At 52.5% G+C, this 15,545-nt stretch carries 13 protein-coding genes and 3 pseudogenes; 11 read left to right on the top strand and 5 right to left on the bottom strand.

The genetic code is table 11. The features are described 5' to 3' along the window. Window positions 1–195: 195 nt before the first annotated feature. Window positions 196–1,008 (bottom strand): polysaccharide deacetylase family protein, encoded by an 813-nt coding sequence (locus tag ACD630_RS10375; protein ID WP_430358996.1) that lies wholly within the window; start codon window positions 1,006–1,008, stop codon window positions 196–198. Window positions 1,009–1,391: 383 nt separating this feature from the next. Here ACD630_RS10375 and artP point away from each other — a divergent pair, with 383 nt between their 5' ends. From artP to ACD630_RS10340, 7 genes and pseudogenes are all read left to right on the top strand, one after another. Next, window positions 1,392–2,120 (top strand): arginine ABC transporter ATP-binding protein ArtP, encoded by a 729-nt coding sequence (artP, locus tag ACD630_RS10370; protein WP_430359982.1) that lies wholly within the window; start codon window positions 1,392–1,394, stop codon window positions 2,118–2,120. A 20-nt stretch (window positions 2,121–2,140) separates the two neighbouring features. Further along, the gene (artJ, locus tag ACD630_RS10365) at window positions 2,141–2,872 is read left to right on the top strand and encodes an arginine ABC transporter substrate-binding protein (RefSeq protein WP_430358995.1); all 732 of its coding nucleotides are present in this window, start codon (window positions 2,141–2,143) and stop codon (window positions 2,870–2,872) included. A 9-nt stretch (window positions 2,873–2,881) separates the two neighbouring features. Further along, window positions 2,882–3,598: an arginine ABC transporter permease ArtQ gene (gene artQ, locus ACD630_RS10360; RefSeq protein ID WP_430358994.1), complete on the top strand. Its 717-nt coding sequence runs from the start codon at window positions 2,882–2,884 to the stop codon at window positions 3,596–3,598. Then, the gene (gene artM / locus ACD630_RS10355) at window positions 3,598–4,296 is read left to right on the top strand and encodes an arginine ABC transporter permease ArtM (protein ID WP_430358993.1); all 699 of its coding nucleotides are present in this window, start codon (window positions 3,598–3,600) and stop codon (window positions 4,294–4,296) included. The genes artQ and artM overlap by 1 nt, the downstream gene beginning before the upstream one ends. Further along, window positions 4,297–4,569 (top strand): IS630 transposase-related protein, encoded by a 273-nt coding sequence (locus ACD630_RS10350; protein WP_430358992.1) that lies wholly within the window; start codon window positions 4,297–4,299, stop codon window positions 4,567–4,569. Window positions 4,570–4,828: 259 nt separating this feature from the next. Beyond that, window positions 4,829–5,395: an IS630 family transposase gene (locus tag ACD630_RS10345; protein WP_430359981.1), complete on the top strand. Its 567-nt coding sequence runs from the start codon at window positions 4,829–4,831 to the stop codon at window positions 5,393–5,395. After that, window positions 5,323–5,685, top strand: a pseudogene (locus tag ACD630_RS10340) (guanosine-5'-triphosphate,3'-diphosphate pyrophosphatase); the annotation flags it as partial. The gene ACD630_RS10345 and the pseudogene ACD630_RS10340, both read left to right, overlap by 73 nt. 8 nt (window positions 5,686–5,693) lie before the next feature. On the opposite strand, the gene rep reads toward ACD630_RS10340, so the two are convergent. Continuing rightward, the gene (rep, locus tag ACD630_RS10335) at window positions 5,694–7,718 is read right to left on the bottom strand and encodes a DNA helicase Rep (protein WP_430358991.1); all 2,025 of its coding nucleotides are present in this window, start codon (window positions 7,716–7,718) and stop codon (window positions 5,694–5,696) included. Window positions 7,719–7,896: 178 nt separating this feature from the next. On the opposite strand from rep, the gene ppiC reads away from it, so the two are divergent. Then, complete coding sequence (gene ppiC, locus ACD630_RS10330) at window positions 7,897–8,178, top strand: peptidylprolyl isomerase PpiC (protein WP_252320717.1); 282 nt, start codon at window positions 7,897–7,899, stop codon at window positions 8,176–8,178. A gap of 59 nt (window positions 8,179–8,237) precedes the next feature. Here ppiC and putA read toward each other — a convergent pair whose 3' ends face one another. Then, window positions 8,238–12,203, bottom strand: a complete 3,966-nt coding sequence (gene putA, locus ACD630_RS10325) for a trifunctional transcriptional regulator/proline dehydrogenase/L-glutamate gamma-semialdehyde dehydrogenase (RefSeq protein WP_430358990.1) — start codon at window positions 12,201–12,203, stop codon at window positions 8,238–8,240. Between the two features lie 352 nt (window positions 12,204–12,555). Here putA and putP point away from each other — a divergent pair, with 352 nt between their 5' ends. Further along, complete coding sequence (putP, locus tag ACD630_RS10320; RefSeq protein ID WP_430358989.1) at window positions 12,556–14,040, top strand: sodium/proline symporter PutP; 1,485 nt, start codon at window positions 12,556–12,558, stop codon at window positions 14,038–14,040. Window positions 14,041–14,118: 78 nt separating this feature from the next. Here putP and ACD630_RS10315 read toward each other — a convergent pair. Beyond that, window positions 14,119–14,211 (bottom strand): annotated as a pseudogene (locus ACD630_RS10315) (hypothetical protein); the annotation flags it as partial. A gap of 36 nt (window positions 14,212–14,247) precedes the next feature. Between ACD630_RS10315 and ACD630_RS10310 the strand changes: the two are divergent. Both ACD630_RS10310 and ACD630_RS10305 read left to right on the top strand, forming a co-directional pair. Beyond that, entirely contained in the window at window positions 14,248–14,763 is a 516-nt protein-coding gene (locus ACD630_RS10310) for an IS630 transposase-related protein (RefSeq protein WP_430358988.1), read from the top strand. After that, window positions 14,703–15,071, top strand: coding sequence for a transposase (locus ACD630_RS10305; protein ID WP_430358987.1), 369 nt, complete (start codon window positions 14,703–14,705; stop codon window positions 15,069–15,071). Before ACD630_RS10310 ends, ACD630_RS10305 begins: the two co-directional genes overlap by 61 nt. Window positions 15,072–15,084: 13 nt before the next feature. On the opposite strand, the pseudogene ACD630_RS10300 reads toward ACD630_RS10305, so the two are convergent. Then, window positions 15,085–15,495 (bottom strand): annotated as a pseudogene (locus tag ACD630_RS10300) (ketol-acid reductoisomerase); the annotation flags it as partial. Window positions 15,496–15,545 lie beyond the last annotated feature (50 nt).

Below are 15,545 nucleotides of genomic sequence, written 5' to 3'. Positions count from 1 at the left end.
ACCTAGTAAAAACAACCAGCACCTTACTCTCAAACGAGGATATGCACGGTGTGTATAACGTCTGGCGTAATTTTATGAGAGCGAAGCTAAACGGAAGGTAAATACTTTTTATACAGAAACGTATTTTCGAAAAATAAATACATAAAATGCCCAGGAACATTATTCTGGGCACGTTGTCGTTGCATAAAAAGAACCTCAGGTATAACGCTGACCTTTATGTAATGCAAATAATGAAGAAATAACCGGTGTGGTATAAAGAAACAACCGCCGTTTAAGCCAAGAGGTGTCTTCTCGCTCTTTGGTGCTGATACGTCCCAAGCGCCAAGTCAGATGTCGGGGCATGTTCATTCGTCGTTCGGTGGTGTAGAGATAGTCAAACCCTTGCGCTTGAGCAATGGCAGCGTAATCGTGGTTATAAAAACCCATAGGCCAGCAAAAATGGCGGCTACACGACCCCAGTCGCGCAAGCAGCGTTTCACGGCACAGACGCAGATCGGTTTCTAATGCGCAGTGGCGCTCAGCGGGATCGGTGATTTGCCTGTCCCAGCGCTGATGCGTATGGGTATGCGCGTGAAACTCCACTAACCCACTGGCTTGCATCTCTTCAATTTCAGACCAACGCATCATCACATCATCGGCATGGCCGGTGGCGACTTTTTCCTCACACTCTTTGTGAGAGAATGCAATCTCCGTCAGCTGGCGAACGGGTCCGTCGCCAATCTGGCTGGTAATCAGAAAAATATGCGCATGCAGCCCAAGATGTTTTAACACCGGAAACGCATAAACCCAATTATCTAAATAACCGTCGTCAAAGGTGATCATCACACTTTTACGCGGCAAAGGCTCTCCGCGGTAAAATCCTTCTAATTCAGCCGCAGTCACGGTTTTCCACCCAGCGCGCGCCAACCAGGTCATCTGTTCGATAAAGGTGCCGGGCGACAGCGTCACCAGCCCAAGTTTAGGGCCAACATGGTGATACATCAGGATGGGAATTGCACTTGCATTCATTCTATTACGCTCTTTTCTGTATGAGCTTGTTGACAGGCACAGCCTACCGTCGCCATTGGTGCGCTAATGTCATAACTAAAAATATAAAAACCTCTCATCTTCCCACACAAAACCTCAACCATTCATCACTATAACGCATTCACAACCTGTATTTTTTGATGCTATCGACGTGAAACCGCAGCATGATAGTCGCCGATACGGGCAGATTTGCTGTCTGTTATCCTTCGGTCCCGACAATTACAGCCACCCCGCCGCTTAACCGATATTTTGTGCTATTATTTATCCATTAGTCCGCTAATTAGCAAATTTTAACCCACGGCGATTGCATAAGTATCCTGCCGACGTTAACATTCGCGGTATCAATGTCTATTCAATTCTTGCGCATGAGTATTCAACTAAACAGCATTAACTGTTTCTATGGCGCGCATCAGGCGCTATTCGATGTCACCCTTGATTGTCCGGCTGGCGAAACGCTGGTGTTATTGGGTCCCAGCGGTGCGGGGAAAAGCTCGCTGCTGCGCGTATTGAACCTGCTGGAAATGCCACGTTCGGGCACGCTTTCCATTGCAGGCAACCAGTTTACGTTTGCACAGCCGCCGAGTGACGGTGCCATTCGTGAGTTGCGCCGCAATGTCGGCATGGTATTTCAACAATACAACCTGTGGCCACACCTGACCGTCACGCAAAACCTGACCGAGGCACCTTGTCGGGTATTGGGGTTGAGCAAAGACGAGGCGCTGGAACGTGCAGACAAACTGTTAACACGTTTACGCCTGCGCGATTTTGCCGATCGTTTCCCGCTGCATTTGTCCGGTGGGCAACAGCAACGCGTGGCGATTGCCCGCGCACTGATGATGGAACCCCAGGTGCTGCTGTTTGATGAACCAACGGCCGCGCTCGATCCTGAAATCACGGCCCAGGTGGTCGGTATTATTCAGGAACTGGCACAGACCGGCATCACCCAGGTGATCGTCACTCACGAAGTGGATTTTGCACGTAAAACTGCCAGCCGTGTGGTGTACATGGAAAATGGCTGTATTGTCGAACAGGGTGATGCGAGCCACTTTACTGCGCCGCAAACCGCTGAGTTCGCCAGTTATCTTTCTCATTGATGAACAAGATGGAAATAACAATGAAAAAATTACTCGTTGCAGCACTCCTCGCCAACGCCAGCGTTGCCGCCAGCGCCGCTGAAACCATCCGTTTCGCGACTGAAGCGTCTTACCCTCCGTTCGAATTCGTGGGCGATGATAACAAGATCCAAGGATTTGACGTCGATCTTGCCAATGCGCTGTGCAAAGAGATGAACGCCTCCTGTACGTTTAGCAATCAAGCCTTTGACAGCTTGATCCCAGGGCTTAAATTCCACCGTTATGAAGCGGTTATGGCGGGGATGGATATTACGCCGGAACGTCAGCAACAGGTTACCTTTAGCCAACCTTACTACGATAACTCTGCGCTGTTTATCGCACAGAAAGGCAAAGTGGCCGATATTGGTGCCCTGAAAGGTAAGCGCGTTGGCGTGCAAAACGGTACGACTCACCAAAAATACCTACTGGACCAACACAAAGATGTGACCACAGTGCCCTATGACAGCTATCAGAATGCCATTCTGGATCTGAAAAGCGGCCGTCTGGACGCGGTATTCGGTGACACTGCCGTGGTGAATGAGGGGCTGAAACAGAATGACCAGTTGGCTACCGTAGGCAGCAGCGTGACGGATAAAAACTACTTTGGTATCGGTTTGGGTATTGCGGTGCGTCAGGGTAGCGATGCACTGGTCAAACGCTTCAATGACGCGCTGGACAAAGTCAAACAGGATGGCACTTATCAGTCCATCTACAACAAATGGTTTCAGCAGTAATCTCGCTCAATGATTGAATTTCATCCTCTTGCAAGCGCCGCCAGCATGACCGTCGGCCTTGCCGTTTGTGCACTGGTACTCGGTTTGATTCTGGCGATGCTGTTTGCTGTCTGGGAAATGGCGCGCTGCAAGCCTGTTGCATGGTGTGGCGCAGCGTTAGTGACGCTGCTACGCGGTCTGCCGGAAATTCTGGTGGTGCTGTTTATCTATTTTGGTTCATCACAGTTGCTACTGATACTGGCAGATGGCTTTACGCTCAGTATTGGTGGCGCAGCGTATCCCATCAAGTTAAACATTGAGACGTTTGAAGTCAGCCCGTTTCTGTGCGGTGTGATTGCATTGGCGCTGCTGTATGCAGCCTATGCGTCACAAACGCTGCGCGGCGCGCTCAAAACGGTCCCGCAAGGGCAGCGCGAATCAGGGCAAGCCCTGGGTTTGAGTAAAGCAGCCACCTTCTTTCGTCTGATCATGCCGCAAATGTGGCGTCATGCCCTGCCCGGTCTCGGCAACCAATGGCTGGTATTGCTGAAAGATACCGCATTGGTGTCATTGATTAGCGTGAACGATCTGATGCTGCAAACCAAGAGCATCGCCACACGTACCCACGAGCCCTTTACTTGGTATGTGATTGCGGCAGCGATTTATCTGGTAATCACCTTGTTAAGTCAATACGTCCTCAAACGTATCGAACTGCGTACTACGCGCTTTGAACGGAGGCCGTCCTGATGCTTGCCTACTTACCTGAATTGCTCAAAGGGTTGCACACCAGCCTTAGCCTTACGCTAGTGGCGCTGATTGCCGCACTGGTTATCTCTTTGGTGCTGACGGCAGTGCTTGCGTTAAAAACACCGGTATTGTCGCTGCTATCCCGGGTGTACATCACGCTGTTTACCGGCACACCGCTGCTGGTGCAAATCTTCCTGATCTACTATGGTCCGGGCCAGTTTCCGGCAATCCAGCAGATCCCGTGGTTGTGGCACTTGCTCTCTCAACCCTGGCTGTGCGCCATGATTGCGCTGGCATTAAACAGCGCGGCCTATACTACGCAACTGTTTTACGGTGCCGTACGCGCCATACCTTCCGGGCAGTGGCAATCCTGTGCAGCGCTGGGTATGTCACCGGCACAAACATTGCGTATTTTGCTGCCCTATGCCTTCAAACGCGCCCTATCGTCCTATTCAAACGAAGTGGTGTTGGTGTTTAAAAGTACCTCGCTGGCTTATACCATCACGCTGATGGAGGTGATGGGTTACAGCCAACTGATGTATGGTCGTACCTACGATGTCGCCGTGTTCGGTGCCGCAGGGATTATTTATCTGTGCGTCAATGGGTTGTTAACATTGCTGATGCGACTCATCGAACGACGCGCACTGGCGTTTGAACACCGTATAGCTAAACGACTTAATTTTGATTACATTATTTAAATGAGCTATTCAATTGATTTTAGACGTAAAGTGATATCTACACGGGAAGAAGAAGGGTTGAGTATCCGAGAAACAGCGAAGCAATTTCGGATTGGCCCTGCCTCTGTATCGCGTTGGATTAATCAAATAGCGTCAAAAGCATCGACCACGCGTCAGCGAAAGAGCGATAAATCCGAGTTGATAAAAGATGTTGAACCATATCCAGATGCTTACCAAAAAGAACGTGCAGAGCGTTTTGGCGTTTGTCAGAAGGCCATTTGGCGGCTTTGTTGAATAATAGGTAATCATGCTGTTTTTCCATGCCAGTTTTGGTTGAAAATGCTTGTCATCTCAGGTGTACACTTTTCTCATGAGGCCTAACTGCATGATTTTACGTTGCGAGGATCCGTCGTTTCGCTGGGCTGCCAGCATAAAATCTATTTATTCAACAAAGCCCCATTTGGCAAGCTCTTAAAAAGCTGGGATTGACCTATAAAAAACTCTACGTCATCCGAAAGCCGACGAAAGCGCCCGGCAAGCATTTCAACAAAAAATACAACAGTATGAAAAAGAAGGTAAACCTATTGTTTTTATTGATGAAAGTGGTTTTCCACACGATACCCCACGGACTCACGGCTATTCCCCAAAAGGTCAACGGTGTTTTGGCCTGAAGAACGGGGGAGCCAAGGGAAGAACAAATGTTATCGGCGCTTTATTAGGCACAACGCTGTTTGCTATCGGATTATTTGATATCAATATTAACAGCGATGTTTTCTATTCCTGGGTCACACAAGTCCTTATCCCAGTACTCCCTAAAAACAGGGTAATCGTGATGGACAATGCAACTTTTCACAAAAAACATAATATTCAACAAGTCATCATCGATGCAGGGTATATGGTGGAGTATTTGCCTACATATTCGCCAGATCTTAACCCCATTGAGCATAAATGGGCACAAGCAAAAAGCAAAAAAAAGAGAGAGTGGTTGCGATACAGAGATTTTGTTCTCAGTCCATATGGTGTAATCAAAATTAAGTCGCTTGGCTATATCTCATACGCAACAGCGATCTTCCCGGTTTCACACCGGCACAGAAAAAACTGCTGGCTATTCTGGTGTTAAATCAGAGTGGTGTGCTCGATCTTCAGTCATTAAATCAGCAAAACGCCGTACCCGTACTGCCTGCGCAGCGCTTATGCCGTTTGTTGCGACTGGCGATTATTTTCGCCAGCCGTCGCCGTGATGACACCTTGCCTGAAAGCATCTTGCGGGCGGACGGCGATACCCTGCACATCCAGCTACCTGCTGGCTGGCTTGCCGCCCATCCCCTGTGCGCAGAAGCGCTGGAACAGAAAAGCCGTTGGCAGGGCTATGCCCACTGGCCATTGGTGATTGAGGAAGCCACGCCGTAACAGCGGTATTACTCCTTATCGCGCGCTTGCGCCAGCTGCGTGCGCAGATTCGCCAGATGGCTTTGCCCCTTTTGCATCCGCTCTTGCGCGCTGACCACTTTGCGCGCTGTTTCCCATTGCAGATCGTCCTGCGGCAGTTCCAGCAAGAAACGGCTGGGTTCTGGCCGCACCAGTTCGCCATACTGGCGACGCTCTTTGCACAGGGTCAAAACCAGCTCACGTCGCGCCCGTGTGATACCGACATACGCTAGGCGACGCTCTTCATCGACATTATCTTCGTCAATGCTGCTCTGGTGCGGCAGTAGTCCCTCCTCCATCCCCACCAGATACACATAGGGAAATTCCAACCCTTTTGAGGCGTGCAGGGTCATCAGCTGCACCTGATCCACCTCTTCTTCGCTTTCGCCGCGCTCCATCATATCGCGCAGGGTGAACCTCGTTACCACCTGTGTCAGCGTCATCGGTTCATCGAGCTCCGAGCCTGCCAGCATTTCCGTCATCCAGCTAAACAGCTGATTGACGTTTTTCATTCGCATTTCCGCCGCTTTCGGGCTGGTTGAGGTTTCATACAGCCAGCTTTCATAATCCAGCCCGTGGATGAGGTCGCGCACCGCCGCCACCGGTTCTCGCTCAGCCTGCTGGGCAATTTCCCGCATCCAGTGGGTAAAACGTTGCAGTGAGGACAACCCACGGCCAGACAGGTGTGCTTCCAGCCCTAAATCAAAACTGGCGGTAAACAGGCTTTTGTTGCGCACATTGGCCCACTCACCCAGTTTCTGTAGCGTCGCGGGGCCGATTTCTCGCTTAGGAGTGTTGACGATGCGCAGAAAGGCGCTGTCGTCATCCGCGTTGGTCAAAACGCGCAGATAGGCCAACAGATCTTTGATTTCCGGACGAGAAAAGAAGGAGGTACCGCCAGAGATGCGATAGGGAATGCGGTTTTGCATCAGCATCTTTTCGAACAGTCGCGACTGATGGTTGCCACGATAGAGGATGGCATAGTCACTGTACTGCGTCTTGTTGATAAAGTGATGGGCAATCAGTTCGCCCACCACCCGTCCCGCCTCGTGGTCTTCGTTGTTGGCGGTGATCACCTTCAGTTCACTGCCGTAGCCCAATTTCGAAAAGAGTTTTTTTTCAAATACGTGTGGGTTATTGGCGATCAGGATATTGGCCGCTTTGAGAATACGGCCCGAAGAACGGTAATTTTGCTCCAGCTTGATCACTTCAAGCTGAGGGAAATCCTGTGAAAGCAGTACCAGGTTTTGCGGACGGGCACCGCGCCAAGAGTAGATGGATTGGTCGTCATCGCCGACCACGGTAAAGCGTGCACGTGCACCAACCAGCAGTTTGATCAGCTCATACTGGCTGGTGTTGGTGTCCTGATACTCATCCACCAGCAGGTAGCGCAAGCGGTTTTGCCAGCGCTCACGCACCGCTTCATTGCGCTTGAACAGCAGCGTTGGCAACAGGATCAGATCGTCAAAATCCACTACATTACAGGCGCGCAAATGGTCGTGATACAGACCATAACAGTGCGCAAACAGCTTATCACGCTCCGACTGTGCCGATGCCGCCACCTGCGTCGGGTCCATCAGATCGTTTTTCCAGTTGGAAATGGTGGAGGTCAACTGCTGTAGCTGGGTTTTATCCCCTTCCAACCAGGTTTCCGTCAGTTCATTGAGCAGTGCGACCTGATCCTGATCGTCAAACAGCGAGAAGTTTGCCTTCATGCCCAACGCGGCATATTCCCGTTTAATGACCTCCAACCCCAGGGTGTGAAAGGTGGCGATCAGCAACCCACGCGTCTCCTTGCGCCCTAAGGTCTGCGCCACGCGCGCTTTCATTTCACGCGCAGCCTTGTTGCTAAAGGTCACCGCGGCGATATGACGCGCCTGATAGCCGCACTGACGGATCAGATGAGCAATCTTGTTGGTGATAACGCGCGTTTTGCCTGATCCCGCGCCAGCCAGCACCAGACAAGGGCCGGTGACAAATTCGACAGCATGTTGTTGACTGGGATTCAGGCGCATGACGTTCAACTCGTAATAAAAACGGAAGCCGATTGTAGCAGAAAGCCACGCAGATCTTGAGGGCCGGATTCGCCTTTACCGATCCACATCAGGCCTGCATCGTGCTACATTGCCAGCCATCGGCGTCGGCGTGAGGCCTGTTCAATTCACGCTTCTTAATCACATGAAAGGTATTCCCATGGCGAAAACGGCATCTGCACTGCATATTCTGGTCGATACAGAACAACAGGCGAATGATCTACTGGACCAATTGGCGCAAGGGGCAGACTTTCAGCAGTTAGCTAAAAAGCATTCTACCTGCCCGTCCAAACGGGATGGGGGCAATCTGGGTGAGTTCCGTCAGGGCGATATGGTGCCCGCTTTTGACAAGGCGGTATTTTCCTGCGAGTTGCTGAAACCCTTTGGACCGGTAAAAACCCAGTTCGGCTATCACATCATCAAGGTGCTGTACCGCAACTAAGCGTTCTGGCAACCGGCGTGCTGTTGCGCCGCGCAGTGTGCGCGGCGCGTACGGAGTGATTACTCCGTCATCATCAGCAGGCTGGTATTTCCCCCCGCTGCCGCCGTATTCACGCTGAGCACACGTTCATGCCATAACCGCTCCAGTGGGATCGTGTCACTGCCGGGTTCACAGCAGAGCAGAGGAATAATCGCCCCCGTCCATTGCGTAATCTGCTGATTAACCTCACGCAACATGTCGCTCTCGCCGTGACAGATAACCGCGCCAATATGTCCACTTTCCTGTTGCCATTCCGGCGTAAAACGGATGCGGCGCTGCACTTCCAGCGGCAAGCTGCCGGAAAGTTCACGTAACGCTGCACTGTCAGGCCATAATGCGTTACTGCCCACGGCCAGCAGCGCCGCCAGCTGGCGCAGCATATCGTCACTTTCCTGCGCCAGGCACAACACGTTATCGCGCGGTGTCAGCATATAGGTATTGCGTTCGCCAGTGGGTCCCGGCAGCGGGCGTATCACACCGCTGACAGCGCCCCAGGCACGGTAGCTCTTCGCCGCCTCGAACACCGCCAGCCGTCCCTGTTGTTGCGCCCAGTCAACCAGTAGCGCAAACCCAGCGCGTTCCGGCGTCGTCGCCAATGTGGCATTGATGCCCAATGCGTTGCTCGCTGTGCTGGGTTGGCCAAGCGGTGTTCTCTGCAAGCGTGGCAAATAGAGCGGCCCGCCCGCTTTCGGCCCTGAACCAGACAACCCTTCGCCTCCGAATGGCTGAACGCCGACCACAGCCCCCACCATATTGCGATTGACGTATTGGTTACCCACATGCGCCCGCTGCGTGATACGCGAAATGGTTTCATCAATCCGTGAATGGACGCCCAACGTGAGCCCATACCCCAAGGCGTTGATCTCCTCAATCAACGTATCCAGCCCCTCGCGCGCATAGCGCACCACGTGCAGCACCGGACCAAAGATCTCTTGTTGCAAGCTGGCTACCTGGTCCAGTTCAATCAGCGTCGGCAAGACAAAGGTGCCCTGTCGCCATGAGGCCCGGCACACCTGTGCGCCGAAAGCCGCCTGAAACACCGAATGCCCTTCCGCTTGCATCAGGTGAATATGCTGCTCGATCCGTTCGCGGGCTTCATCGTCGATCACCGGGCCGCAGTCCGTTGCCAAACTGTCGGGATTGCCCACGCGGAACTGCGCCATGGCGCCACGCAGCATGTTCAGTGTCGCTTCTGCAATGTCCTCCTGAAGACAGAGCAGACGCAGTGCTGAACAACGCTGCCCTGCGCTGTCAAAGGCGGAGGCAATGACATCGCTGACCACCTGCTCCGTCAGCGCGGACGAATCGACAATCATGGCATTCATCCCACCGGTTTCAGCGATCAGCACCGCAGGTTGCCCATGCGCATCCAACCGTTCTGCCAACGTGCGCTGCAAGCTCTTGGCAACCGCGGTCGATCCGGTAAACAGCACGCCATTGACGCGCGCATCGCGCACCAGCGCCGCACCGACGCGTTCCCCAGCGCCGGGCAGCAGCTGCAACACATCAGGCGCAATGCCAGCCTGATGCAGCAGTTGCACCGCCAACGCGGCAACCAGTGGTGTTTGCTCCGCCGGTTTTGCCAGTACCGCATTCCCCGCAGCCAGTGCGGCAGCAATCTGCCCAGTAAAAATGGCCAACGGGAAGTTCCACGGACTGATGCAAACTACCACACCCAGCGGGCAAACTTGTTCCGATGACACCGCCGCAGACTGCTGTGCATAATAGCGCAAGAAGTCCACCGCTTCGCGTATTTCAGCAATGGCATTTGGCACGGTTTTCCCCGCCTCGCGCACCAATAACCCGATGAACTGCGGATACGCGGCTTCCAGCAAGCTGGCAGCGCGTTGCAGGCTGGCAACCCGCTGCGGGAGCGACACCGTCGAGAACCGCTCTGCTGCCTGCACCGCACAGCCCAACGCAATGCGCACATCCTCCTCGCTGGCATCACGCACATATCCCACTATATCGTGCTGTTGGGCAGGATTGATCACTGGCCGAGCCGCCAGCGGTGATGATGCATTGACCATAATCGGTGCCGCATGCCGTACCTGCACGGCATCAGCGCTTAAGGCCGCTGCGAGCATTTCCAGACGGCGCTCATCGGTCAGATCTACGCCTTGCGCATTGCAACGCTCTGCACCGTAGATCTGAGCAGGTAGAGGAATTCGCGGATGCCGGCAGCCGGGAGCCCCCTCTTTGTATACCAGCGCCTGCACTTCAGCTATCGGGCTGGCAATCAGCTGCTCCAGTGGGACCTCCGCATCCGCAATACGGTTAACAAACGAGGTGTTGGCACCATTTTCCAATAGACGCCGCACCAAATAGGCAAGCAGGGTTTCATGGGTGCCGACGGGGGCATAGATCCGACAGGGGCGCGCCAGCTTGCCCTGTTCTTCGGGACCGACGACCTGCGAATAAAGCGCCTCCCCCATACCATGCAGGCATTGAAATTCATATTGCCCAGGGTAATAACTGTCACCGGCCAGCGTATACACCGCGCTCAGGGTATGAGCATTGTGGGTAGCGAACTGCGGGTAAATGGCATCCGGTTCCGCCAGCAGCTGGCGAGCGCAGGCCAGATAGGCGACATCGGTATAGACTTTACGGGTATAGACGGGGTAGTCCTCCAGACCCTCTACTTGCGTGCGTTTGATTTCGCTGTCCCAATAGGCACCTTTCACCAATCGCACCATCAGGCGTCGCTGGGTACGCTGTGCCAGATCGATAAGGAAATCAATCACAAACGGGCAGCGTTTCTGGTAGGCCTGCACCACAAAACCGATCCCTTTCCATCCCTCCAACGCAGGCTCATGACACAACCGCTCCAACAGATCGAGGGAGATCTCTAGCCGTTCGGCTTCTTCCGCATCAATATTAATGCCGATATCGTACTGCATCGCCTGCAACGTCAACGCCAACAAACGGGGATAGAGCATCTCCATGACGCGATCGTACTGCGCACGACTATAACGAGGATGCAGCGCCGACAGCTTGATGGAGATACCCGGCCCTTCATACACCCCACGCCCCTGAGATGCCCTGCCAATCGCATGAATCGCCTGCTGATAAGCGTTGAGGTAAGCCTCCGCATCCTGCTCGGTGAGGGCCGCTTCGCCCAGCATGTCATAGGAATAGCGAAATCCCTGCTGTTCCAGATGTTCCGCGTTAGACAGCGCCTCATCGATGGTTTCGCCAGTAACAAACTGCTCCCCCATCAGGCGCATCACGCGATCCATCCCCAATCGAATGACCGGCTCGCCCACCTTGTTAATCAGCTGCTTCAGGGTGTGTGCCAGACGCGTTTCACTGTGCGTCGCAACCAGCTTCCCGGTCAGCAGTAGTCCCCAGGTTGCCGCATTGACGAACAGCGATTGCCCTTTCCCCAAATGGGAATGCCAGTCACCGCTGCTGATCTTGTCACGAATCAGCGCATTGCGCGTTGAGGCATCGGGAATGCGCAGCAACGCTTCTGCCAGGCACATCAAAGCAATCCCCTCTGACGATGACAGGGAAAAGGCCTGTAATAAACTTTGCACCCGTCCCGCTCGCCCATGGGTCTGCTGTTCACGCCGCAGCGTCTGCGCCAGTCGATAGGCCAGCGCCTGCACCGCCGGTGCCATTGATGCCATCGGTTCTACCCGCTCGAGCAGTAACGGCACCATTTCACCCTCGGAACGGCGGTACGTCGCCGTGATAGCATCACGCTGCGGTGAACGGGGTAGCAGCGTTTGCGTGAAAGCTAAAAACGGCTGATAGCTTCCTTCCTGACGAGATTTCGGCATAATCTCCGGCGCACGTTGAAATGTTTTACCTTGCTCTGGTGTGATGTCAGGAGCCTTACTATCGCGCTCGACGGCGTCGAGATAGCAAAAAATGGCGTGCTCAATCAACCAATGCGATGTGCGATCAAGGCGCTGCGCTGTACGTTCGATACGATTGCGGGTCGCATCGTCAAGCTTTACCGCTATAGTGGAGAATCCCATCGTTTCACTCCAGTGAAGCCAAGATAATCATCGATAGTGAGGGATCGGATAACGTTGATTTGTTGAAGGTATGCCTTCGAAGCTTGGCCGTCGTTATCGGATCATGCAACTTGGTTTTCGCGAGTTGCCATAAGATGCAATGCAGTTAACAAGTGTATAATATTGGCGTGACGAGGAAATATAACGAATCGTTAACGCTTTGCATTATAAGAAAAAACAGGCTGCACGAGGGATGCGCTATCGTGCAGACTGCGCTTTACCTGACGTCGTTCCCGTCAGGTTATACCAAATGATTTGCCTTTATGCCCTAGCATGATGGGTATAGACAGGGCGCTTTAACTTGGAGATTCTAATGACAATGAGTACACCCATGTTGGTGACCTTTCTGGTGTATATCTTCGGAATGGTCTTGATCGGCCTAGTCGCCTATCGCTCAACCACCACCCTTGGCGACTATATCTTGGGCGGACGACGGATGGGCAGCGTGGTCACAGCACTTTCCGCAGGGGCTTCTGACATGAGTGGCTGGCTGCTGATGGGGTTGCCGGGCGCGATATTTATCTCCGGCATTTCTGAAAGCTGGATTGCTATCGGGCTGACTATCGGTGCTTACCTTAACTGGCGCTGGGTTGCAGGCCGCCTGCGCGTTCACACCGAGGTGAACCACAACGCGTTGACCTTGCCAGACTATTTCACCCACCGTTTCGAAGACACCAGAAAAATCCTGAGAGTCATTGCGGCCTTGATTATTCTGGTGTTTTTTACCATTTTCTGCGCTTCTGGCATCGTTGCCGGTGCCCGCTTGTTCGAAAGCACCTTTGGCATGAGCTACGCCACCTCATTGTGGGCCGGTGCGGCCGCTAGCATCGCCTATACCTTTATCGGTGGTTATCTGGCGGTAAGTTGGACGGATACGATACAGGCCACGCTGATGATTTTCGCCCTGATCCTGACACCGGTGATGGTGATTCTGGCGCTGGATGGCATCGATACGTCTCTGTTGGTTATCGCAGCGAAAAACCCGGCTAATCTGGATATGTTCAGGGGATTGGATGTCGTCGCCATCATCTCTCTGATGGGCTGGGGTCTGGGCTATTTTGGACAGCCGCACATTCTGGCGCGCTTTATGGCAGCAGATTCTCACCACACCATTCGCAGCGCACGCCGCATCAGCATGACCTGGATGATCCTGTGTCTCGCGGGTGCAGTGAGCGTGGGCTTCTTCGGTATCGCCTACTTTAGCAATCATCCGGAACAAGCGGGCAACGTCACCAACAATGCCGAGCGGGTATTTATTGAGCTTTCCATGTTGCTGTTTAACCCGTGGATCGCCGGTGTGTTACTTTCCGCTATTCTGGCGGCGGTAATGAGCACCCTGAGCTGTCAGCTGCTAGTCTGTTCCAGCGCCATTACCGAAGACTTGTACCGCCCCTTCTTCCGTCCCGGCGCTACGCAGCGCGAGCTGGTCTGGGTCGGTCGCATTATGGTGTTACTGATTGCCATCATTTCAATCGTGTTGGCCGCCAACCCGGAAAACCGCGTATTGGGGCTGGTTAGCTACGCTTGGGCCGGTTTTGGTGCCGCGTTTGGCCCGGTGATCCTGATTTCCCTGCTGTGGCCGCGCATGACGCGTAACGGTGCGCTGGTCGGTATGCTGATCGGGGCTGCCACAGTGATTATCTGGAAACAGAATGCCTGGTTTAATCTGTATGAAATCATCCCCGGCTTTCTCTTTGCCAGCTTGGCGATCTTTATCGTTAGCTTGATGGATCGTGCGCCCTCCAAAGCCGTCACCGATCGCTTCCAAAAAGCAGAAGCCCAGTTCCAAAGCCGTTAAGGAACAATGTGTTTCACGCATAAAAAAGGCGCAACCACGGTTGCGCCTTTTTTCATTGCCGAAGTAATGCGTTTATTCTTAGCCTGCAACCGCAATACGTTTCATGTCTTTCATGTAGCCACGCAGTTTCTGACCCACTGCTTCGATCGGGTGGTTACGGATTGCGTCATTATATCTAAACGACTTAATTTTGATTACATTATTTAAATGAGCTATTCAATTGATTTTAGAGGTAAAGTGATATCTACACGGAAAGAAGCAGGGTTGAGTATCCGAGAAACAGCGAAGCAATTTCGGATTGGCCCTGCCTCTGTATCGTGTTGGATTAATCAAATAGCGTCAAAAGCATCGACCACACGTCAGCGAAAGAGCGATAAATCCGAGTTGATAAAAGATGTTGAACCATATCCAGATGCTTACCAAAAAGAACGTGCAGAGCGTTTTGGCGTTTGTCAGAAGGCCATTTGGCAAGCTCTTAAAAAGCTGGGATTGACCTATAAAAAAACGCTACGTCATCCGAAAGCCGACGAAAGCGCCCGGCAAGCATTTCAACAAAAAATACAACAGTATGAAAAAGAAGGCAAACCTATTGTTTTTATTGATGAAAGTGGTTTTCCACACGATACCCCACGGACTCACGGCTATTCCCCAAAAGGTCAACGGTGTTTTGGGCTGAAGAACGGGGAGCCAAGGGAAGAACAAATGTTATCGGCGCGTTATTAGGCACAACGCTGTTTACTATCGGATTATTTGATATCAATATTAACAGCGATGTTTTCTATTCCTGGGTCACACAAGTCCTTATCCCAGTACTCCCTAAAAACAGGATAATCGTGATGGACAATGCAACTTTTCACAAAAAACATAATATTCAACAAGTCATCATCGATGCAGGGTATATGGTAGAGTATTTGCCTACATATTCGCCAGATTTTAACCCCATTGAGCATAGATGGGCACAAGCAAAAAAAGAGAGAGTGGTTGCGATACAGAGATTTTGTTCTCAGTCCATATGGTGTAATCAAAATTAAGTCGCCTGGCTATAACGTCGCGCAGTTGTGCATTATCTACGCTGGTAGCCGCCACCGACTTGCCGGTGTCGCCCGCTTGCAGTGAAGCCATGAATGCCTGTTTCAGCAACGGCACGGCGGCATTCGCGAACAGGTAGTTACCGTATTCTGCGGTATCAGAGATAACCACGTTCATTTCATACAGACGCTTACATGCAATGGTGTTCGCAATCAGCGGCAGTTCGTGCAGCGATTCGTAGTACGCGGATTCTTCGATGATGCCCGCGCTTACCATGGTTTCGAACGCCAGTTCCACACCGCCTTTAACCATCGCGATCATCAATACGCCGTGGTCAAAATACTCTTGCTCCGCGATTTTACCGTCGAACTGCGGGGCATTTTCAAATGCGGATTTACCGGTTTCTTCACGCCAGGTCAGCAGTTTATAGCCAAGCGACATTATTTTGATAACAATTATCTGTATTTTTTTGCCAC

The sequence above is a fragment of the Symbiopectobacterium sp. RP genome (assembly GCF_050472005.1).
In the GTDB taxonomy this organism is placed as follows: Bacteria; Pseudomonadota; Gammaproteobacteria; order Enterobacterales; family Enterobacteriaceae; genus Symbiopectobacterium.
This window is presented reverse-complemented; position numbering and strand designations above follow the sequence as displayed.